The following is a 20,545-nucleotide window of genomic DNA, read 5'->3' as shown; positions in this document are numbered from 1 at the left end:
TATCCGAACTGTAGAAGGCAGAAAGTAGAATAAAACTCACATCTTGCATCATTACTTTGTGGAAGAGGCCCGAAAGCCTGTTAAGCGAGAATGGTGCGAGATGTCAAGCCGAAAAAATTATGACAAACAAATTCTGCCTTCTGCCGAATGCCTTCAGGAGATTCTACCGGTGCGCCTGTTTACTACCATTGCAGCACTTCGCTGCTACTTAAATTCACAAAAGTCTGCTGCACCTCATTTGACAGTCGGTTTGGTGCCGACGATGGGAGCTTTGCACGCAGGACATCTAAGCTTGATCCAGCGGGCAAGGCAAGAAAATGCGATCGTCCTGGTCAGTATTTTTGTCAACCCGCTGCAATTTGGGCCAACAGAAGATTTTCAAGATTATCCTCGGAATTTCGAGCAAGACCGGTGGCTGTGCGAACAAGCTGGGGTTGACGCCATATTTGCTCCCTCAGCAACCGAAATGTTTGGCAACCAAGCGATCGATTCCCTACGGGATAGCTTCGCCGCGCGTACAGAAACAGAGAAAACCGCCCAAAAACAGATTCACCTTTCATCCTTAACTCAAGTAGTCCCGCCACCGGCGATGACATCGGTTTTGTGCGGCAAGGCAAGGCCCGGTCATTTTCAGGGCGTCGCGGCAATTGTTACTAAACTTTTGAGTTTGGTGCAGCCAACAAAAGCTTATTTCGGGCAGAAAGATGCCCAGCAGCTAGCAATTATCAGGAAGCTGGCTGTTGATTTTAACTGGCCTGTAGAGATTGTCGCTTGTCCGATCGTCCGCGAAGAGTCGGGACTGGCAATGAGTTCTCGCAATCAGTATTTAACAGCAGAGCAAAAACAGCAAGCCTCCGTACTCTACCGCGCGCTGCAACAAGCGTCGGAAACTTTTGCTTCACCCGACCGCAGCGCCGCAGCCGCACTCGCTGCGGTGCGCGCAGAAGTGGCAGGAGAACCCGCAGTAAAGATCGAATACGCCGAACTCGTCCATCCCGACACTCTAACGCCGTTGCAGGTTGTTGAAACTGCGGGACTTTTAGCCGTGGCAGCCAGAGTCGGCTCTACTCGCTTGATTGACAATATAATTCTCAGGAATCGCCGACCAATTGTGGCGATCGACGGCCCGGCGGGAGCTGGCAAATCTACCGTCACTCGCCAAGCAGCAACAGCTTTGGGTCTGTTTTATCTGGATACCGGCGCGATGTATCGGGCGCTGACTTGGCTGGCATTGAAAACAGGCACGCCGATTTCCGACGAATGCGCGATTGCCGAATTAGTCAGCTCTAGCTATTTGGAATACAACCTCGATCCGGCATCTTTGATGCTGAAGATTAATGGCGAAGACGTAACCGAGGCAATTCGCAGTTTGGAAGTGACATCCCGCGTCTCGGAAATGGCGGCAATTCCCGCCGTGCGGCAGTTCCTGGTGGAGGAACAGCGGCGCTGCGGCACAAAAGGCGGAATTGTGGCAGAAGGCCGCGATATCGGCACTAACGTGTTTCCCGATGCGGAACTAAAGATTTTTTTGACTGCTTCGGTACAAGAGCGATCGCGCAGGCGGCTGTTACAACTTAAAGACACCGATCGGGCTAATATTAGCTTGGCCCAATTGGAGCAAGACATCGCCCTGCGGGACGAAAAGGACAGCACCCGCGAGGTTGCACCTTTGCGCAAAGCGGCCGATGCTGTGGAAATTCAAACAGACAATCTGACTGTTGCTGAAGTTATCGATCGGATTGTCGGCTTGTACAAGGAGAGAATCGGCCCTAAAAGTTAATTTTACGACGGTGAGGGCGGGCGATCGCCCTCATATCAAATCCGGTTAAACTCACATCTTGCACTATTCTCAAGAACAGGCAAGATGCCTGTTCCACAAAGACTAGATTTTCTTGTGGAACAGGCATCTTGCCTGTTCCTAAAAAGCTTATTGACCATGGTGCAAGATCTCAGGTTAAACCAACTTGCAGTGTCAGGTAGGGACGCGGGCCGATGCGAGCTGAGTCCCTCACACTCACAATATCGTGCCATGAATCCGATTTGAGCGCCGTCCCCCTGGCGAGGCAAAAAGTTCAACCACCCCCCGTCTGCATGGGTTAGGGGATGTCTGCCGCACAAATCTTAAATTTTTTTATCCGGACGGACTTCCCCGCGATCGGTTATTTCCAGTAGCATTTTTACGGACTGTCCAATTTAAGATTATCCTCTTAAGTGGATTAACTTGATATCAACATAAAATCTCAAATTAACTGTGCAAGGTGTGAAGGAGAGAATGACGTGACAAAATTGAAACTGCTGTGGAGGCGGCGAAAAACTTTAATCGTTGCTTTTATGGCCGCCACAGGAAGTTTTTTGCTGGGTGTGACGCTGCCGATTAACTTGCGGGCAAATCAGCCATTGGAACCGATTCAGGCGCAAGTCTTGGCCGTATCCCAGTCGCAAGAACAACAGCCGACCTCCAATATTAATCAGTTTTCCGAGGCGATCGCCAATCGAGTAGAATTTTCCCAACAAGCTCTAGCCCAAGTGCAGGCAATCCGCTTTCAATCAGCCGTACCGTCGCAGTTTAAAGGTACAACCATTCGTGAGGCCAAACTCGACTCCCAGCACAAGGCGATCGCGCTGACATTTGACGACGGCCCCTGGCCGAAAACAACTACACAAATCCTAGATATTCTCAAGGAAAACAATATTAAGGCTACATTCTTCTGGGTAGGAAGATACCTGCAATCTTATCCCGAAATTGGGAAACAGGTCGCAGCAGCAGGTCACGCGATCGGCAACCACACTTGGAACCACGAATACCTTAAGTATAACGAATACGGTGCCGCTCGCGAGATCGATCGAACTTCATCCTTAATAGAGGAGTTGACCGGCGTCCAAACATCGATTTTTCGCCCGCCTGGAGGCATTTTAAACAATGGATTGGTAGCTTACGCTCAAAAGAGAAACTATGCAGTTGTGATGTGGTCTGCTGATTCTTTTGATTGGCGCACTCTTACGGAATCTTTGATGGACAACGTGATGAGGCAGGCAAATTCCGGCGGCATTGTGTTGATGCACGACGGCGGCGGCAATCGATCTAGAACTGTAAAAGCTTTGCCTGATATTATTGCTCGATTGAGAAAGGAAGGCTACATTTTTGTAACAGTTCCCGAGTTATTGCAGATGCAAGAACAAGAGTTAAAACACCAAGAAACCGCACAAAAATAAAAATTTGTCAAAGTGGGAATTTCCACCATTTTTCCATTTTTTTGTATGGAGATGGCTCTATTTTTCAGAACGAGGGCTATCTTCAACCACACAAATCGATCGACAATCGCTAGGCTATAACAGAGCATCAGTTCGATCGCCAGTCGATCGCGTACCAGCCATGACCCAAAGTCTCAGTGCGACAGGGTTGCCCCCCGCCTTCCCGGATCACACCCAGCTCCCCGAATCCGACGGCACGTTTGTGAAGAACTTCCAAGCACATCCCCAGAGTATCCTGCTCACCGACTCCCTAGAAAGCACACTGCAAACACTTCACCCCGACGGACAATATGCGATCGGGCAATCGGGCGGGATATACTGGCGCGAAACCGACCCACCCGAACGCGGAGCCGAAGCCCCTGACTGGTTCTACGTGCCCAACGTTCCGCCTTTGTTAGACGGAGAAATTCGCCGCTCTTACGTGCTGTGGCGCGAGTATATGGTGCCCATAATTGCGTTCGAATTAGCCAGTGGGGATGGTTCCGAAGAACGCGACAACACCCCCTTATCTCGATCGCCAGAAGGTATTGCTCAGAAGCCAGGGAAGTTTTGGGTATACGAACAGATTATCCGCATCCCCTACTACGCCATCTATACAATTAAAACCAGCCAACTGGAAGTCTACAACTGGGTGAACGCCCGCTATCGCCTGTTAGAACCGAACGATCGCGGACATTACCCGATCGACCGCATGGGAGTAGAGTTAGGCGTATGGGAAGGCAGCTATCAAAATCAGACACAGCGGTGGTTGCGGTGGTGGGATAACCAGGGGAATTTGTTGCTGACGGGGAGCGAGCAAGCTCGACTCGAACGCCTCCACACCGAACAGGAACGCCAGCGGGCTCAAGCCGATCGTCAACGAGCCGATCGTCAACGAGAGCAAACACAACGAGATGCCATCCCCCAACTACTGGCAATGGGTTTAACCGTCGAACAATTTGCCCAGGCGCTTTCTCTGTCGGTGGAAGAGGTGCAGCGATTGGGATAAAGCTCTGCTTCTTTGTCCTTGCTATTACAACAACTTCTCCATAAATACACGACATGGACTATCGTTGTATCTCTCAATTGGATAAAAGCCAAGCTTCCTATAAAGTTTGAGTGCGTCTGGTTGTCGCTCTTCGTTTGCTAAGTCAAGCCTAATCTTCCGATAACCTGCAGCGAGTGCGAAATCAAAGAGTATTTGAGCCATTTTCCAGCCTAACCCCTGTCCTCGATACTCTTTGAGAAACCACATCCGCTTAAGTTCGCAGATTTCATCATCGAGTTTTCGGATTGCTCCTGTGCCTACAAGCTGCTCACCCTCAACCAATACCAAGAACGTGCCGTTATTGTCGAAATAGTGCGATCGTACATTGTCAATATCAGACATCGAATCATAGCCCCTCAACTCATCCTCGGTTAGTACGCCATCCCAAATTTCTAGACATACCGCAATGACTACTTGCTTGGCTTGTTCAATTTGATGTTGCTGGATTGGTTTAATCTCAACCACTTGCTTTGCTTTAAATTGTCACTACATAACCCAACCTAACATTAGTAGGACTTACGCATAAATATCAAAGCAACCAGGTTTTTCACGAGTGTTAAAATCTCAAATCTAGTATTTCCGTAAAAAACCTGGTTTCTGGGTAAGTCCTTATCAGCTTAACTGTGATTTTCCTACCAACCGCACCTTAATTTTAGCCATATTACCAATTTAGGCTTGAATTTAAGGGCAAATTTTGCAACTGAGAATTCACCCAATTAGCCGCCGCCAAACCCGATCGCAAAGCAGCTTCTATTTGACCTTCCCCGCACAAATCCCCCGCACAAACCAGCGGCAAAGTCCCCTCCGCCGCCAAACAAGAAACAGGCAAAGGATTTCGACAAAAAGCATAGCGCCAGCGGTGAACCTGCAACCATTCCGGCTGCTTCAGCCAAGGGATTAAATATTCAGAAGTGCGATCGAGCAGTTCCTGACCGACAGTTTCCAAATCAGCAGCTTCTAAATAGCGTTCTGCAAAATTTGCGCTGCTGTGAACCACAAACACCGGCTGCTGCTGAGCGAGCCGCTTGCTGCTGTCCAAACCAACCCAAGCTAAATCAGAATTATCGGGAAAAGAAACAGATTTCCACTGCGGATTTAGATTACTTAAATCTTGCTGTTTTGCCGCAGGATAGCCACCCATAACCGTAATGCAAGGCTCGTACTCCACAGAACGCAATTTGTCAAGAAAATCAGGTTTAAAACCCATTTCCGAATTCAAAAATATTAAAGCTTGAGGAGCCGGAATTGCTACTACAACGGCCTTAGCAATCAATTCTTGAGGCGTCTGTAAATTGTCATCCGTAACTTCTAGGGAAAGATGCCACATTTGGTTATCTGTAGTAGAAATAGCTTGTACGCGGCGACCAAACCAAATTTCTACACCCTGGGCCAGATACTTACCCACAGCATTCATTCCAGCAGGTGCGACATAACAAGAACTAGGAATAGCAGAAAGTTTTCCCTGTCTGAATTCCCAGACACTATCAGTCCAGAGTTTGAGGATATCCCGATCGACCAAAACCTCAATTAACCCCTGCACCGCATCCCCCTGCGGTTCCAGATACCGCGCCCCGTGATCTGCCCTAGTACCCTGTACGCGGCGGGTAGCAACACGTCCCCCCGCGCCGCGAGATTTCTCAACAACAGCCACAGAATAACCAGCTTGACGCAACCGTTGAGCGCAACTCAGCCCCGCCATACCCGCACCAATCACCGCAACATCGAACATAATTGAACTTTCAGATACATTACTTACCGGACTTTTTCTAGGAAATAAGCCGGGAGCTGATTTCTTAACTTGCAGTTAGTTTGCGATAGCAACGAGTCGTGATTAAATAAGGATGAAAAACCTCTATAAAATTCGACTGAAGTTGAGTAAAAAATTTGTTTATTTCTTCCTCGTCTTCTAGGTGAAAAGGAAATTCTTGATTAAAACCTTTAAAGAAATACCAGTTAAGGATAATCTTCCCTGACGGAGCCAGCATTTGGTAAAAATTCATCAATTGCTGACTTGGATTTAGTAAATGTTCCACCACATCCAAACAAATAATCGCATCGAAAACTTCCGTCGGGGATACTTCCAGACAACAGGAAATTTTGTCACTCAATCCTAACTTAGCAGCTCGGCTTTGAACAAAATTGCAATTTATGGGGTTAATATCGCAATAGACTACTTGTTCTACTTGAGGACAAAGAGCTGCTGCAATAGCATGAGTGCCAATACCGCCGCCAAAATCTAAAACTCGACCGGCAGCCATATCTGATATTAATGTTAAAGTGCCTCCTATGTAATCCTGATTGGACATATGCCAAGCTCCCAGCTCAAATAGGTAAGCTTGTCCGACTCTATCGCGATAAAACTCGCTAGCTTTTTCCCAATCAAAATCCCGATGACCTATTTCTTTTAGTGATTGTTGACCGACGGCTAGCTCTTGTTCAATTGTTTCTAAATCTAAGTTTAAAAAATCCTGTAGATGCTGCTTGAGATTGAAAGTATCTTGCCAATATGCCTGCAAAAAAGACGGTGCGACAGAAGAAGACATCATTTACCTTATTCTAAAAAACCTCAACTCATTATAGGATTAACTGACCTTTTTGAACAGAAGTACACTAAATTATTTTTCCTTTGTTTATAGTCAATAAAATAGTGGGGGTTCAGGGCGAAGGTTTGACTCTTCAAGCTGCGGGGTTGCAGACGTACCTAGGGGTTCCGGGTTGGCTGTCGGGCATCTAAATTGTATTTTTAGGGAGGGCGGGATACCCCAAACTTGACTCTAAAATTTAGAGGCGCGTCCGCTTATCAACGTAGCTGCTGAGGTTATGGCTTCTAGCAGTCGGATATTCTGTGCAAAGCCTGTCGATCGTCCTGCGCCAGGTAGTAGAATAAGGGCTGGCACGAATCGACAGGTAAGACCAGTTTAAAAAAATGTAGCGCTCGGTAAGTTCCACAGGCGATCGTTACTAAGCAGCAATCTAAAATCTAAAATCTAAAATCTAAAATCGAATAGGGGAGGGCAAAATTTTGGACGAACTCAGAGCAGCACTCGAATTGACAACAGAAGAAGAATTGCAGCAACTAACAGAACTTCTGTTCAGCCGCAAGTTTAACCCTTTAGATTACGTGCAAACCCCCGCACCCATAGACGTACAAAGTCGCGATCGCGAAGCATGGCTCGACGCCGTAGAACAGCGGTTTCGCTATCTTGCAGCCGACGGGTTGACGGTACTCCGAGGGCGAACCCAACAAGTAACTTACAGACAAGCACTAATTCAAGTTTGTCGCTATCTCAAAATCCCTTACCCCAGACAGTTGTCAACGACTGACTTAGAGGCAGAAGTATTTCTGCATTTAATGGGCCGCGCGTGGAAGCGTTTGCCTGCAGACGAACAGCAAGCGCTGACACTGCGCGTACAGCGAGCGATCGTTGATTCTAAACTCTCAGAACCCTTGCCAATTTCTGCTGAAAAAGACCCGCTGGGTTTACTGTTCAAAGGCGGCAGCGCTTTAGCTGTTAGTTCCATCTTAAAACCAATGCTGCTCAAACTAATGGCAAATCAATTTGCGCTGCATTTTGCCACCTATCAAATGGCAAAACAAGGAGTGCTTGCAGGCACTGCAACTGCAGCAACCCAGTTTCAAAATTATGTCGCAATTCAGACGGCGCGGCGCGGTATGGCGGTGAGTGCGGCTCGTTACGGTGCGACGCGGAGCGTATTTTCGTTGGTCGGCCCGGTGATGTGGACTTGGTTTTTAGCGGATTTGGGTTGGCGATCGATTTCCACGAACTACGGCCGCATTATCCCGACCATTTTTGCCCTAGCTCAAATACGCTTGACGCGATCGGAATGCGTTTGGGAACTAGCTTAACGATTGTAGATTGTAGATTGTAGATTTGAGATTGGGAGTGTGGGTGAATATCAAAAATCGGTTGAAATTAGCTGCCAAACAGACAGCCGAAAATCTCAAGTCTCGCCTCCAAAAACATCCAGATCCCCGCCTGGAAATCCCTTGGAATTTCGCTCAAGTGGGGATGCTGATTTTTCCCTTAATTCCGATTTTGGGAGCTTTAGGTTTATTCCTGGGGTTAGCTGGCACTTGCAAGCAAAAGTTCCGTCAAATTAGTCGCCGCCCGCTGAATCGAGGATTTGCAATTCTGAGTGCGCTGCTAGTCATCACAGCCGTTTTTGGTCACAACCGCATTGAGGCTTTTATAGGGTTGTACAATTTCTTGCCGTTCTTTATATTGTTTGCCACTTTCAGCAGTTTAATTAAAACTCTGCCTCAATTGCGGCAATTGTCTTGGATGATTGTAATTAGTTCAATTCCAGTGATAATTTTAGGCCTGGGACAGCAATTTTTAGGCTGGAGTGGCATCGATCAATTGCAGCCTGTTTTTGGCTGGGTACTCGAACCCAAAGGCAATCCCCCCGGCCGCATGGCGTCTGTATTTATGTACGCTAATATTTTAGCTTGCTATCTGACAATTGCTTTTATTTTAGCACTGGGACTGTGGATGGAAGAAGTCAGTGGTCAGTTGGCAGTTGTCAGTCGTCACCAATTACCAATGCCCAATGCCCAATGCCCAATGCCCAATGCCCAATTCCTATTTTTAAGTTTTGCAGTAATCGGAAATGCTGTTGCTTTGATTTATACTAATTCTCGCAATGCTTGGGGACTGGCAGTTTTGGCAGTTTTGGCTTTTGCACTTTATGTGGGTTATAAAAAATTATTAGCTGCTGTTTTTAGTGTGGCTAGCACAGTTTTTTTGTCGGCTTTTGGCCCCGAACCTTTACGGCACTATTTACGAATAATTGTCCCCGCTTTCTTTTGGGCTAGACTCACCGACGAGATGTTTCCAAATCGGCCAACTGCTACTTTGAGAAAAACTCAGTGGGAATTTGCTTGGTCGATGACTCAGCAGCGTCCTTGGACTGGTTGGGGATTGCGAAATTTTACGCCTCTCTATCAAGCTCAGATGCAACAATGGCTCGGTCATCCTCACAGTTTGATACTGATGTTGACTGCGGAAACGGGAATACCCGCCACGCTTTTGTTGTTTGGTTTAGTTGGTTGGGTTTTGGCTAGGGGTGTTTTGCTGCTGGCAAATTGGCCGCTTTTTCCTGCGGATATCAAACAGGAAAAAATAGCAACACTGGAAACAGCGAAAAATGCTTTAGCTATCAATCAAAAATCAATAATTAATAGCACAAGTCAGGTGAATTGTCAAAATGTAATAGCGGCCGATAGCCTAATTTTTTTCAGTTATTTATTAGCCTTCGCCGCCTGTACGCTTTTTAACACTGTAGACGTGACACTGTTTGATTTCCGCCTCAATACTACAAGCTGGTTGCTGTTAGCCGCAATTTGCGGAGTCAGCCAGAGGAAATAGGCGATCGCGGATTGGAGTCAGAACCTAGAAAGTTATTGATAACAAATAACCAATAACCAATAACAACTACTAACAGTCAACAGTCAACAGTTAACTGTTGACTGCCAACTGACTTCCTTTATTCCACCGTCACCGATTTCGCCAAATTGCGCGGCTGATCCACATCCAAACCCCGACGTGCCGCAATGTGATAAGCCAACAATTGCAGCGGAATCACTGTCACAATCGGCGACAATAATTCATCCACCAAAGGCACCGGCAAAATGTGGTCAAAAATATCGGCTTCCGCCATACCTTGCTTCGGCGTGACACCAATTAAACGGGCGTCGCGGGCCTTCGCTTCTTGAGCGTTGGAAAGCACTTTTTCGTAGACGCTTCCTGGCATGGCGATCGCCACTACAGGCACTTTCGCATCCAAAAGGGCGATCGGGCCATGTTTCATCTCTCCCGCCGGATATCCTTCGGCGTGAATGTAGCTAATTTCCTTCAGTTTCAGCGCCCCTTCCAAAGCAATCGGAAAGTTAATTCCCCGCCCCAAAAAGATAAAATCTTGGGTGTCTGTAAACTGGTGGGACAATTCCTCCACATACTGTTCTTGAATCTCCAAAAACTTCTCAATTTCGGCCGGCAACTGGCGCAAACCAGCAATAATTTCTGCTAATCTATCCGTGCTGATTGTTTGCCGCTGGTGCGCCAAATCCAAAGCTAAGAAATAGAATGCCATCAACTGAGTGACAAAAGTTTTAGTGGCTGCAACGCCGATTTCTATACCGGCGTGGGTGTTGATCACGTGCGGCATCATGTGGGCGATCGAACTTTCGGTTCTGTTAGTAATGCCTAACATTCTCGCCCGGAATTTATCAGTAAAACCCGCGCGGCGCTGCTGTTCCATCCCCAAAGCAGCCAGCGTGTCCGCCGTTTCTCCCGACTGAGTTACCCCAATAGTTAAAGTATTTGCTGTTAGCGGTGCCGGTGCGTAGCGGTACTCCGAAGCGTACTGCACCGCAGTCGGAATATTAGCTAATTGTTCCAACAAATATTTGCCAATTAGCGAGGCGTGCCAGCTCGTTCCGCAGGCGAGAATCGAAATTTGTTCGACATCCGCGCAAAGTTCTTTGGGCAAGTTGAGATTGATGGGAGAGCGGGGATTTCCCGGCTGCCACTCGCTGTCTAAATAAGCCTCCAAACAAGCTCGGACTACGGCGGGCTGTTCGTAAATCTCCTTGTGCATGAAGTGTTTGAAGCCTTGTTTTTCGACTAAAACCGGACTCCAACCAAGGATGCGCGGGCTTTTTTTCAGCCTTTCTCCTGCAAAGCTGTAAACTTCTACTCCCATCGGAGTTAGCCTTGCCAATTCGCCATTTTCCAACGACAAAACAGTGCGGGTGTGAGATACTAAGGCCGGCGTGTCGGAAGCGCAGAAAAATTCACCGGCACCAAAGCCAATCACCAAAGGAGCTTGCTGTCTGGCGACAATTATTTCGTCGGGAAAATCGGCGCAAATAACGGCGATCGCAAAGGCTCCTTCTAACCGATTTATCACCTTGGCAACGACTTCCAAGAACGACAAATCAGCAATTTTTTCTGCTTTTTTTTCTTTTCCTTCTTCCTTATCCCTTTTAATTTCGGCAAATAACTCAGCTATTAAATGAGGAATAACTTCTGTATCGGTATCCGAGACAAATTTATGTCCCTTTGCTTTCAATTCTTTCCGCAAATCGCGATAATTTTCGACAATACCATTTTGAACTACCGCAATTCGCCCGCTATTATCCATGTGAGGGTGAGCGTTATATTCTTCAGGCTTGCCGTGAGTGGCCCAGCGGGTGTGTCCGATGCCGATGGGAGCCGGAGAGTCTATCTCTGCTAGCTTTTCCCGGAGGTTGTGCAATTTGCCCTTTGCTCGGATGCAGGTAATTTCTCCTTCGGAGATGGTAGCGAGGCCCGCTGAATCATAGCCCCGGTATTCTAGTTTCTCCAATCCTGCTAGCAAAATCTCGCTTGCTGCTTGCGTGCCGATATAGCCAACGATTCCGCACATTTAACGTACTACTCCTGCTTAGCGATCGCAATAAAACTCAAGTTTTATCATTTTTACCTTCTTCCGGCCCCAGAATGCAGATTCCGCGACAAAAAAGAGGGGGCGATTAAATTGCCCCCTCTCTTGTGCCCGTAATTCGATCGGTGTGTCGATCGATATTTAGTAGGCTAGACCCATACTGCGAGTTGTTTCTGCTCCCAGGTAAACCCGGATGCTCAGAAAATCGGTAGGGCAAGCAGTTTCGCACCGCTTGCAGCCTACACAGTCTTCGGTGCGGGGAGAGGAGGCAATCTGAGCTGCTTTGCAGCCATCCCAGGGCACCATCTCCAAAACGTCAGTCGGACAAGCGCGGACGCATTGAGTGCAGCCGATGCAAGTATCGTAAATTTTGACTGAATGAGACATTGAATAAAGGCTCCCAACGAGTCACTAAAAATTTGCTGCCTCTGCGAATTAACAGATTTGACGGTGAGGTGCCACCGCTATAGCCTGCACAGAGAATTAAAGGTTAGTCTACCGCAGTGCTTGGAAGCACTTCGCGAAAAAGCGACAAAACTTCACAGTTATTCACGCTGGGACTCTGATAGAACCCATTTGGGATCTCAATCGTTCGCCAACCGTTTGAGCATCAGCCTGATGAAATACAAATTGAGTTTTGCATTGGCATTGGTGAGAGTCTGTTCAAAGTTCTTGACTAAACTCTTACAGCTTTACATCCAAGGATTTGACCGTTCAATCACGAGCGCGAAGTGCCACCACGACAAATCCAGTTTTCCCCTCCAGCGCCATTTTTTCGGCTTTCGTTAGTTTCCGTGCCAGTTTAAACCGGATCTGGGTCATAATCTGGGGATAGAGTTTTTACTTTCTCTGGCATGAGCCGAGCCGGGTGATACCTCTTGCCCTTGCAGAACGATCGTCTTCGGGATATTGACGAGCCCGAGTGTTAAAGTAATCGCAGTGGTGAATCAACATTTCAATCAAGCCACAATCATCGAACACACTGGTTTTTGTGCAAGGGATCTGAGATATTGCACCATTATAAATAACTCTTCTATGGGCGGGCTCTCCTGCCCACCCCACAAGAAAATGCACTTGTTGTGGAACAGGCATCTTGCCTGTTCTTAAGAATGGTGCAAAATGTGCAATGGATAAAAAACGGCAAGCTGACTGTTATCAACGGCTAGATGTTGTTTCATGCCATTGGTGCATTTGTAATGGCAAAAGCCTTGAGACTCGACACTCGCAAATTGCACGTATTTTTTACGGCTACACGGAGCTATTAGAGGATTTCTAAGCTGTCGCGCATTTAAATTGCACGTACTCGGCGGGCGGGACGCCCACCCCACAAGAGTTTTATTGTTTTTTGACATACAATTTAAATCCAGAACAGCTTAGCCGTTTGTCAATCAATTTTACGCTGTGAGGTAATGAAAGGAGATCGGGGAGCCAAGAAGAAACCGACGAGACTAGCAAAGAGAATCGGTGTAAAAGTGCTAAATCCTGTCAATTTGGCGAGTAGCAGAGTTGTACTAATTGGAGTTCGAGTAACTGTTGAATTCAGAGCAGCCATTACACAAATCATTGCCAGAGTCTCGTTGGATGCGGGATTAATGATAGCAATTGCCTTTCCTAAACAGGCTCCTATAAAAAAGAGTGGGATGATAATTCCCCCCCGCCAGCCTCCATTTACGGTCGTACTAATGGCAAACACTTTAGCAATAACTAAAGTTAAGACAAATCCCAAAGAAAAGTTTCCCTCAACTATTTTTTCAATTTGATGTTCACCAAAGAAACGAGTGAGCGGAAATAAAGCTGATAAAACACCAAGTGCTAGTCCAGCTAAAGTAGTTCGCACATAGATTGGACTGCGTATTGAATCAAACAAGCGACCAACACTGCGAAATACAGCGATAAAAAACCACCCCATAATTGCCCCTACGATTCCATAAGCAATCGCTGCGGCAAAGTCATACAGGCTGTCCACATTGTATTGAGGAAAATGCCAGGTAGGACCAATTCCTAGCTGGGTAATTGCTACAAAGATGGTGTAACTTGCACAACTTGCCACAACCGCAGGCAATATTGCTTCAAAATACTCCACAACATTCTGATGGTGCAGGATTTCTAAAGCAAAAAAAGTACCGCCCAAAGGAGCACCGAATAAAACTGTAAAACCAGATGCCATGCCAGCAATACTCAAAGTTCGCAGTGCCTCTCCGCTCAATTGAAAGCGATCGGCTAACCACGTACCAATTGAACCTGTTACTTGCACCATTGGTGCTTCTGGACCAGCACTGCCTCCACTTGCAATACTGATTAGCGACGACAGAATCATCGAAGGATTCTCCTTCATTGGTAATCGCCCACCATTGAGATGAATATTGTCAATAATCAACCCTATTTCGCCAGGATTTCCCAGCCAATGAATGAGCAAACCGATGAGCAAACCCGCAAGGGGCATGATGATTAGTAGAGAAAGTCCACTAAAATATTCAAATCCCAGCATTATGTAAGACAAAAATATCCAATAACTTGCACCAAACAAACCACAAATGATTCCTAGCATTGCCCATAGGAATACCGAACGTGTGAGATTTACTGGGTTTCGTTTCATTGTTTACTCCTTGTCTCTAACTAGGAAGTTAGGAAGTCTTAAAAACTATTTTGTATAATAGTATACTGTTTTTTTGTCTGTATCTTCTATTCACTCAAAAATGTATGAGCCCGATCGAGCTTTCGGCTCGCGGGCTCTGTATAATTCCGATCTAACCGGATTTGATTTGAGAAAAAACTCAAGTCTTTATGCCAATTTCCCAAAGTTGTGCAACAGTTGTAAGGATTTGTTGTGTGATATTTTGGCTTGTAGCAAGGATTTGGGTGCAGTAGCCCCTCTACCAACTGTTGCAAACTTTTTGATAATTAGTATTGCTGCAAAGCGGTGCAAATCGATCGACTAAAAGCCTAATTTTTCTAACACGGGCTTAGTTGAAACAATATGTCGATCGATCCCTAGTTTTTTTGGCTCCACACCCAAAGCCAAAGCCACCAATTGCGAAAAATGCAACACCGGCAAACTCAATTTGCGCCCGATAACTTTTTCCACCTCCGGCTGTCGCGAATCCAAATTCAAGTGACAAAGCGGACAAGGCGTTACCATACAATCAGCGCCATTGTCAAGAGCATCTTGAATATGTTTGCCTGCCATTTGAAAAGATTGGTTAGTGGCATAACTCGCCAACGGCCAGCCGCAGCACTGCGTCCGCCCTCGATAATAAACCGGAGTTGCCCCGATCGCCCGAAATACATTTTCCATCGATTCGGGTTGGTGCGGGTCATCGTAAAGCAGCTTATCCTGAGCTCGCAGCAAGTAACACCCGTAAAAAGAGGCGCACTTCAAACCGGAAAGCTTGCGGGTGACTCGCTTCTGCACCTCGTCGAGCCCGTAATCGGCAACGATCGCCCACAACAGATGTTTCACCTCGGTACTGCCTTGATAAGGCGAACAGCCTTGTTTTTTGAGTAAACCGTTGACTTTTTCTATGTAGTTGGGATCGGTTTTTTGGCAATCCTTGAGGCGATCGTCCACATGACCGATTACCCCTTGACAAGTGCTGCAATGCGTCAGCAAAGGCAGATTCAGTTCCTCAGCCAAAGCTATATTGCGGGCGTTGACGGTATCTTCCAGCAACTGCGAATCTTCCTTGAAAGTGCCAGAACCGCAGCAAGAAGCTTTTTTGAGTTCCACCAGTTCGATGCCCAAGGCTTGAGTCAGTGCTTGAGTAGAAAGGTAAAGTTCGCGGGCGGCCCCTTGGGCGACGCAACCGGGAAAATAAGCATATTTGAGATTTGGGGATGGCATAATTGTTGCTGCTGGGGAGACAAGGCAAGGGACAAGAAAGGAGAGCGAGCCAAGTTGGGATGCTTCCTGCTTCGTTTACCCTCTCCATATCCTTACCTAGTTTTAGACAATTATTATCGATGAGGACGCAGTTTTCAGGTTGGTGGCGGGGCGATCGCGCTAATCTGCTTAAGGCGCTTTTGGAAAAATTGGATCGCTGATGGTTCGTCTAGACACTGGAAGCGATCGCACCGTCAAAGTTATGTATCTGCGATTACTGCTGGGTAAGCAAAAGTGAGTTACTAAGTTTGTCAGTTCGGAATGGCGAAGGGCGATCGCACTAGCATAAGTAATTGTTAGGCGATCGAGCATAACACATCGTTACAGCCGACCCATTAGAGTGTTATGATTCAAGAGTCAATAAACCAGGGTGGCTGAACAAAACCGTTAGCTTGCTGGGTTATCGGTTGGACTGTACTTCAATGCTGTCGGTAGTTGCAAAATCATCTGGTTCCAGACATAGCGGTAGTTTAGGATACTGCTTTTCATCTCAGCCAAGATGTCAAATTATGCAGTCGGGCAAACCACAATTCCCCCAAACCGTCACAATTTACAAAGCTCCTCAAAAAGAGCAAGGGCAAAAGTTACTGGAGGAGGGGTTTCAACCCACTGATTTCTCCTACAGTTCTCCCTACCTTGATGGGAGTTGCTACTTTGCTGGTCCAAATGACAGAAGTATTGCCGAGGAGTTCAATCAAAACTTTAAGAAGGCGTTCTTGAAGTTTTGATGCTCGGGCAAGCTACGATCTAGATTTCAAAACGCTTGAGTATCGCTAGGATAAAAATGACGATTGTGAGCGGATTGAGGTAGTCCTTACCGGCCGATACTTCCTAAATATGAATGATTTGGAGGGAATTCAATAATGTTAAACTCAATAATGTTCGACTGGCAACAGTTAGCCCAGATCGAAGATCTCAAAGAGTATTTTGAAACTGATTTTCACGGATTTAGTAAACAGATCGAGCATCATCTTCATGAATTGCAGGAAATCGAATCAAGAGAGCTTGATAAACTAGCAATTATACGAGCTCTAGAAGTTACAAATGGTTGCATTCAATGGGGATTTAGAAGAAAAGATGAGGGATGCTTATCAGTAGAACAGACCCGTGAATGCATGGACAAGGTAATTGGATTTATGAAAGATAAAAAAATCGATCTCCCAAGTGGAGAGTCTATTCATTTTACTCCACCCATTCAACAATTGATGGGTGAGACACGTAAGCTTTACCAAGATGCATTCAAGAAAAATATTCCTGATAAAGATAAAGAATTCTATGCCTATTCCACGGCTCTGTTCTTAGTATGTGGTCCCTCCCGTTTGAATGCTGCAATTGAATTAGTAAAACAGGAGTTTGAATCTCTGTTTACAACGTACTATATCGAAAAAGGTCGCAATTATATTGCCCCATATATGGAGGCGCTTCTTCCTGAAAATCCATGAAATGAGGGGAATCATCCACAATTGATGGACAAAGTGCCATCTCCGATCTTGTAAGTTGAGTTGATGTTAAGCTGTCTAACAATTCGCTTGGAGCGGACTGGCGAAAGTCACTGGTGTAGGTGCAATGGTTTTGACAGCCCCTCAAGCACACCGTTAGGCGGAACAGATCGCGCTTGTTAAATTTGTGGTTTTTCCGCCGAGATTAAGCAAGCAAAGATGGTTGGCTCCGTTGTTGAGTCCAGAGAAGTTATTGGCGATCGCCAAACATAAGTAATTGTGAAGCGATCGGTGTATAACATATCATTGGATCTGACAAAAAGTGATATTTTGGTGTTGAGATCGAGGCGCTCGTTTGCCGCTCAATTCAGCATTTATGTGTTACTGCGAATAGGGAAGGAATATGAAGAAGGTTTTTATCCTAGGCGCCTCCGGGAAACTCGGGCAGTACATGGTGCAGCAGGCGCTGGATAGGGGCTAAGAGGTGGTTGGTGTTTGTCGGCAACGGCGCAGGCTGTCCTCGACCACGCACGCCCGGCGGCGCGCCTCATATTCTCCTGCGGCTGGCACATTACCCGGGACGGCAAAGACCTGTACTGGCGGACGTTCAAGTCGGTCGTGAAGGCTGTCGGATGGCTCGCGCGGCTGCTTCGCGTCGGCGACCTCGACGACCAACCAGGTGGAGGCGTGCAGGCGGGTGTTTGCGAGCAACACCCTGTGGACTGTCGTGCGCGGAAGCAACCTGGAAAAAGGGCAGAGTCAATGCCTACCCGTATGGAGCGGGTATGTATGGGGTCCCATCTTCGCCAGCAACATCACGCGCCGCCTGGACTTTCCCCTCTTCTATGGTCGCGACCCTTGAGAACGACGAACTAATCCGCCACGCCCCCGCGATAGTCGGCTGCCGAACGCCATCGGCGCTCGCAATCAAGACGGCAGCTAGAGATTGAGAAAACGAATTCTAAAGAAGCACATAACAAGCCGTTCAAGCGGACACGCCTGACGGTGCGCCGCTTAACTCCATCGTTATACCGATGCGATACTTCCATTGAGTCCGTTAAGCCGATCTCAGCGCGATCGCAAGTAGGAAAGCAAGACGGATCGAATGGGTTTGGGCGTTGCTGTTGAGAATTTCTAGGGGACAAGCAGTCACTAGGGCACGATCTGTTGCAGGTAGTCATTCAATCAGTCCGGGACGCAAAAATTGCTTTGCAACACTATTCGTAGCGGTAAGGTACGGTGTGCACCGCCAGATAGAGTTTAGGCATCCAGGACTATTCAAATAGCGATCGCCGCCCCACAACAGTCTTTAATTTAACACCAATGGCCCACGGCCTCATTGCCTACACAGAGGGTCAGTTAGAAAAGTGGCAACCCTTTTTCCTGAAGATCCCCCTTTCGGATAAGATTAGATACGCAGCAACCAATGAGGACACGATGTTATGAGCCAAGACGACATTTTTACTAGAGTCCAGAAAATTGTGAAAGAGCAACTGGAAGTCGAGCTGAGCGAAGTCAAGCCCGAAGCCAACTTTGCTAACGATTTAGGAGCAGATTCCTTAGATACAGTAGAGCTGGTAATGGCCTTGGAAGAAGAGTTTGATATTGAAATTCCCGACGAAGCAGCCGAAGGAATTACTACGGTTCAAGCTTGTGTAGATTACATAAACAAGGAACTTGCAGCTCCAAAAGCATAAAATACCTGTCTTTTCCCCTAAGAGGAGAGAAGTTAGAAAACTGGAAACTCCTCTTTTGTTCTGCGTTCTGGGTGTTTAATTTTTTGAAACTGAAATCATGACAAATTTAGAGCGTAAGCGCGTTGTTATCACGGGTCTCGGCGCGATTACACCGATCGGCAATACCTTGTCCGAGTATTGGGACGGGTTGCTTGCCGGGAAGAATGGTATAGGCCCGATCACCTTATTCGACCCGTCGCGGCACGACAGCCGCTTTGCCGGAGAGGTGAAGGGTTACGACCCACACGACTATTTAGAGCGCAAGGAAGCAAAGCGGATGGATCGCTTTGCTCAGTTTGGAGTGTCAGCGAGCAAACAGGCTCTTGCTGATGCGAAGTTGGAGATTAATGACCTGAACGCAGAACAGGTGGGTGTCATTCTTGGCACTGGCATTGGTGGCTTAAAGGTTTTGGAAGATCAGCAAGAGATCTATCTGACTCGCGGCCCCGATCGGTGCAGCCCGTTTATGATTCCCATGATGATTGCAAATATGGCCGCGGGCCTGACGGCAATTCAAACGGGCGCTAAGGGGCCAAACTCTTGCACGGTGACTGCCTGCGCTGCCGGGTCAAATGCGGTGGGCGATGCGTTTCGCTTAGTTCAGGGGGGTTACGCGCAAGCGATGATTTGCGGCGGTACCGAAGCTGCGGTGACACCTTTGTGCGTGGCGGGTTTTGCTGCGGCCAGGGCGCTTTCGACTCGCAATGATGACCCGACTCATGCTTGCCGTCCGTTCGATCGCGATCGTGATGGTTTTGTCGTCGGCGAAGGTGCTGGCATTCTGATTTTAGAAGAAATGGAACACGCTCTGGCGCGCGGCGCGAAGATTTACGCAGAAATCGTCGGCTACGGTTTAACCTGCGATGCGTATCACATGACTTCTCCGGTACCGGGGGGGGACGGTGCGTCGCGGGCGATGGCTTTAGCGCTCAAGGATGGGGGTTTGACGCCGGATATGGTGAGCTATATCAACGCTCACGGCACGAGCACGCTTCCCAACGATTCTACGGAAACGAAGGCGATTAAGAAGGTTTTGGGAGATCACGCTTACAAAGTAGCAATTAGTTCTACCAAGTCAATGACGGGTCATCTTTTGGGCGGTTCTGGGGGAATTGAAGCGGTGGCGGCGGTCATGTCGATCGCCAATGACAAAATCCCGCCGACAATTAATCTGGAAAATCCCGATCCTGAGTGCGATTTGGACTATGTTCCTCATACAAGTCGCGATTTAAAAGTTGATGTGGCGCTGTCGAATTCTTTTGGGTTTGGCGGCCACAACGTGACGCTGGCATTCAAGAAGTTTGTTCGGTAACGGGTAATCCGAAAGTTGAGAGTTAAAGGGTGAAAAATTAATTTTTCACCCTTTAATTTTAGATTTGGCGATCGGCTATTAACTAAATCAATTTAACTCAACCTAAAATGCGATCGCGCGTTAGATCCCCGCAGCAGTTAAATTGCTGCGAATCTTTTGGTGTTCTGTTTTTTGATTAGCCGTGGCTCATATCATGTCCAGGTGAGCGCTTGACTCAAAACGCTTACTTGTCATGAGTCAAGCACAACGAAGTAAGCGTGTTGCCGATAGGGCGAGATTCTTCATTTCCTTCAGGACTCTGAATAACAACGACTCAAGCCGACTTGATATCACTTAGTTTGTTAACAGAAACAAGCCCAGAACAATCTTTTCGCCCAAACAAAAAGCGCCCCTATTACTAGGAGCGCTGTTTGTCAATCAAAAGCTAAAACTTAGCCGTTGATAGAAGGA

17 protein-coding genes are annotated in these 20,545 nt (G+C 47.2%); 8 read left to right on the top strand and 9 right to left on the bottom strand.

Annotated features, from left to right (window positions below):
• Positions 1–169: 169 nt before the first annotated feature.
• The gene (locus QUB30_RS16205) at positions 170–1,780 is read left to right on the top strand and encodes a bifunctional pantoate--beta-alanine ligase/(d)CMP kinase (protein ID WP_333335167.1); all 1,611 of its coding nucleotides are present in this window, start codon (positions 170–172) and stop codon (positions 1,778–1,780) included.
• Here the strand turns inward: QUB30_RS16205 and QUB30_RS16200 are convergent.
• Entirely contained in the window at positions 1,770–1,907 is a 138-nt protein-coding gene (locus tag QUB30_RS16200; protein ID WP_333334959.1) for a hypothetical protein, read from the bottom strand. The genes QUB30_RS16205 and QUB30_RS16200 overlap by 11 nt on opposite strands.
• A gap of 370 nt (positions 1,908–2,277) precedes the next feature.
• Between QUB30_RS16200 and QUB30_RS16195 the strand changes: the two genes are divergently transcribed.
• Together QUB30_RS16195 and QUB30_RS16190 are read left to right on the top strand one after the other, a co-directional pair.
• Positions 2,278–3,213 (top strand): polysaccharide deacetylase family protein, encoded by a 936-nt coding sequence (locus QUB30_RS16195; protein WP_333334956.1) that lies wholly within the window; start codon positions 2,278–2,280, stop codon positions 3,211–3,213.
• A 160-nt stretch (positions 3,214–3,373) separates the two neighbouring features.
• On the top strand, positions 3,374–4,240 hold the full coding sequence (locus tag QUB30_RS16190; RefSeq protein ID WP_333335164.1) for a Uma2 family endonuclease: 867 nt from the start codon (positions 3,374–3,376) through the stop codon (positions 4,238–4,240).
• A 24-nt stretch (positions 4,241–4,264) separates the two neighbouring features.
• On the opposite strand, the gene QUB30_RS16185 is transcribed toward QUB30_RS16190, so the two are convergent.
• The 3 genes from QUB30_RS16185 to QUB30_RS16175 form a co-directional block, all read right to left on the bottom strand.
• Complete coding sequence (locus tag QUB30_RS16185) at positions 4,265–4,744, bottom strand: GNAT family N-acetyltransferase (protein WP_333334953.1); 480 nt, start codon at positions 4,742–4,744, stop codon at positions 4,265–4,267.
• Positions 4,745–4,940: 196 nt separating this feature from the next.
• Entirely contained in the window at positions 4,941–6,008 is a 1,068-nt protein-coding gene (locus QUB30_RS16180; RefSeq protein ID WP_333334951.1) for an FAD-dependent oxidoreductase, read from the bottom strand.
• Between the two features lie 64 nt (positions 6,009–6,072).
• Positions 6,073–6,825 carry a class I SAM-dependent methyltransferase gene (locus QUB30_RS16175; protein ID WP_333334948.1) on the bottom strand — a complete coding sequence of 251 codons (753 nt, stop codon included), beginning with the start codon at positions 6,823–6,825 and terminating at the stop codon, positions 6,073–6,075.
• Positions 6,826–7,301: 476 nt separating this feature from the next.
• On the opposite strand from QUB30_RS16175, the gene QUB30_RS16170 reads away from it, so the two are divergent.
• A complete protein-coding gene (locus QUB30_RS16170; protein WP_333311067.1) occupies positions 7,302–8,147 on the top strand; it encodes a YaaW family protein in 846 nt (281 codons plus the stop codon).
• A 43-nt stretch (positions 8,148–8,190) separates the two neighbouring features.
• Positions 8,191–9,669: an O-antigen ligase family protein gene (locus QUB30_RS16165; RefSeq protein WP_333334945.1), complete on the top strand. Its 1,479-nt coding sequence runs from the start codon at positions 8,191–8,193 to the stop codon at positions 9,667–9,669.
• Between the two features lie 118 nt (positions 9,670–9,787).
• Here QUB30_RS16165 and glmS read toward each other — a convergent pair whose 3' ends face one another.
• The 5 genes from glmS to QUB30_RS16140 form a co-directional block, all read right to left on the bottom strand.
• Positions 9,788–11,710: a glutamine--fructose-6-phosphate transaminase (isomerizing) gene (gene glmS, locus QUB30_RS16160; protein ID WP_333334943.1), complete on the bottom strand. Its 1,923-nt coding sequence runs from the start codon at positions 11,708–11,710 to the stop codon at positions 9,788–9,790.
• Between the two features lie 159 nt (positions 11,711–11,869).
• Entirely contained in the window at positions 11,870–12,115 is a 246-nt protein-coding gene (gene psaC / locus QUB30_RS16155) for a photosystem I iron-sulfur center protein PsaC (RefSeq protein WP_015175986.1), read from the bottom strand.
• A 997-nt stretch (positions 12,116–13,112) separates the two neighbouring features.
• Positions 13,113–14,324 carry a chloride channel protein gene (locus tag QUB30_RS16150; RefSeq protein ID WP_333334940.1) on the bottom strand — a complete coding sequence of 404 codons (1,212 nt, stop codon included), beginning with the start codon at positions 14,322–14,324 and terminating at the stop codon, positions 13,113–13,115.
• Between the two features lie 339 nt (positions 14,325–14,663).
• A complete protein-coding gene (locus QUB30_RS16145) occupies positions 14,664–15,569 on the bottom strand; it encodes a CoB--CoM heterodisulfide reductase iron-sulfur subunit B family protein (protein WP_333334938.1) in 906 nt (301 codons plus the stop codon).
• Between the two features lie 168 nt (positions 15,570–15,737).
• Positions 15,738–15,920 (bottom strand): hypothetical protein, encoded by a 183-nt coding sequence (locus QUB30_RS16140; RefSeq protein WP_333334935.1) that lies wholly within the window; start codon positions 15,918–15,920, stop codon positions 15,738–15,740.
• A 566-nt stretch (positions 15,921–16,486) separates the two neighbouring features.
• Between QUB30_RS16140 and QUB30_RS16135 the strand changes: the two genes are divergently transcribed.
• The 3 genes from QUB30_RS16135 to fabF all read left to right on the top strand — a co-directional run bounded on the left by QUB30_RS16135 (position 16,487) and on the right by fabF (position 20,095).
• Positions 16,487–17,050, top strand: coding sequence for a hypothetical protein (locus QUB30_RS16135; protein ID WP_333334933.1), 564 nt, complete (start codon positions 16,487–16,489; stop codon positions 17,048–17,050).
• A 1,439-nt stretch (positions 17,051–18,489) separates the two neighbouring features.
• On the top strand, positions 18,490–18,744 hold the full coding sequence (gene acpP, locus QUB30_RS16130; RefSeq protein WP_333334931.1) for an acyl carrier protein: 255 nt from the start codon (positions 18,490–18,492) through the stop codon (positions 18,742–18,744).
• Positions 18,745–18,841: 97 nt separating this feature from the next.
• Positions 18,842–20,095, top strand: a complete 1,254-nt coding sequence (fabF, locus tag QUB30_RS16125) for a beta-ketoacyl-ACP synthase II (protein ID WP_333334928.1) — start codon at positions 18,842–18,844, stop codon at positions 20,093–20,095.
• Positions 20,096–20,545: the final 450 nt, after the last annotated feature.

Source organism: Microcoleus sp. BROC3 (assembly GCF_036702515.1).
Taxonomy (GTDB): domain Bacteria; phylum Cyanobacteriota; class Cyanobacteriia; order Cyanobacteriales; family Microcoleaceae; genus Microcoleus.
This window is presented reverse-complemented; position numbering and strand designations above follow the sequence as displayed.

What these genes read in the sequence shown, in the direction of transcription:
- QUB30_RS16140 (WP_333334935.1), bottom strand. Translation starts at nt 15,920, where the DNA reads ATGCTCGATCGCCTAACAATTACTTATGCTAGTGCGATCGCCCTTCGC.
- QUB30_RS16145 (WP_333334938.1), bottom strand. Translation starts at nt 15,569, where the DNA reads ATGCCATCCCCAAATCTCAAATATGCTTATTTTCCCGGTTGCGTCGCC.
- QUB30_RS16150 (WP_333334940.1), bottom strand. Translation starts at nt 14,324, where the DNA reads ATGAAACGAAACCCAGTAAATCTCACACGTTCGGTATTCCTATGGGCA.
- fabF (WP_333334928.1), top strand. Translation starts at nt 18,842, where the DNA reads ATGACAAATTTAGAGCGTAAGCGCGTTGTTATCACGGGTCTCGGCGCG.
- QUB30_RS16175 (WP_333334948.1), bottom strand. Translation starts at nt 6,825, where the DNA reads ATGATGTCTTCTTCTGTCGCACCGTCTTTTTTGCAGGCATATTGGCAA.
- QUB30_RS16180 (WP_333334951.1), bottom strand. Translation starts at nt 6,008, where the DNA reads ATGTTCGATGTTGCGGTGATTGGTGCGGGTATGGCGGGGCTGAGTTGC.
- QUB30_RS16135 (WP_333334933.1), top strand. Translation starts at nt 16,487, where the DNA reads ATGTTCGACTGGCAACAGTTAGCCCAGATCGAAGATCTCAAAGAGTAT.
- acpP (WP_333334931.1), top strand. Translation starts at nt 18,490, where the DNA reads ATGAGCCAAGACGACATTTTTACTAGAGTCCAGAAAATTGTGAAAGAG.
- glmS (WP_333334943.1), bottom strand. Translation starts at nt 11,710, where the DNA reads ATGTGCGGAATCGTTGGCTATATCGGCACGCAAGCAGCAAGCGAGATT.
- QUB30_RS16200 (WP_333334959.1), bottom strand. Translation starts at nt 1,907, where the DNA reads ATGCCTGTTCCACAAGAAAATCTAGTCTTTGTGGAACAGGCATCTTGC.
- psaC (WP_015175986.1), bottom strand. Translation starts at nt 12,115, where the DNA reads ATGTCTCATTCAGTCAAAATTTACGATACTTGCATCGGCTGCACTCAA.
- QUB30_RS16190 (WP_333335164.1), top strand. Translation starts at nt 3,374, where the DNA reads ATGACCCAAAGTCTCAGTGCGACAGGGTTGCCCCCCGCCTTCCCGGAT.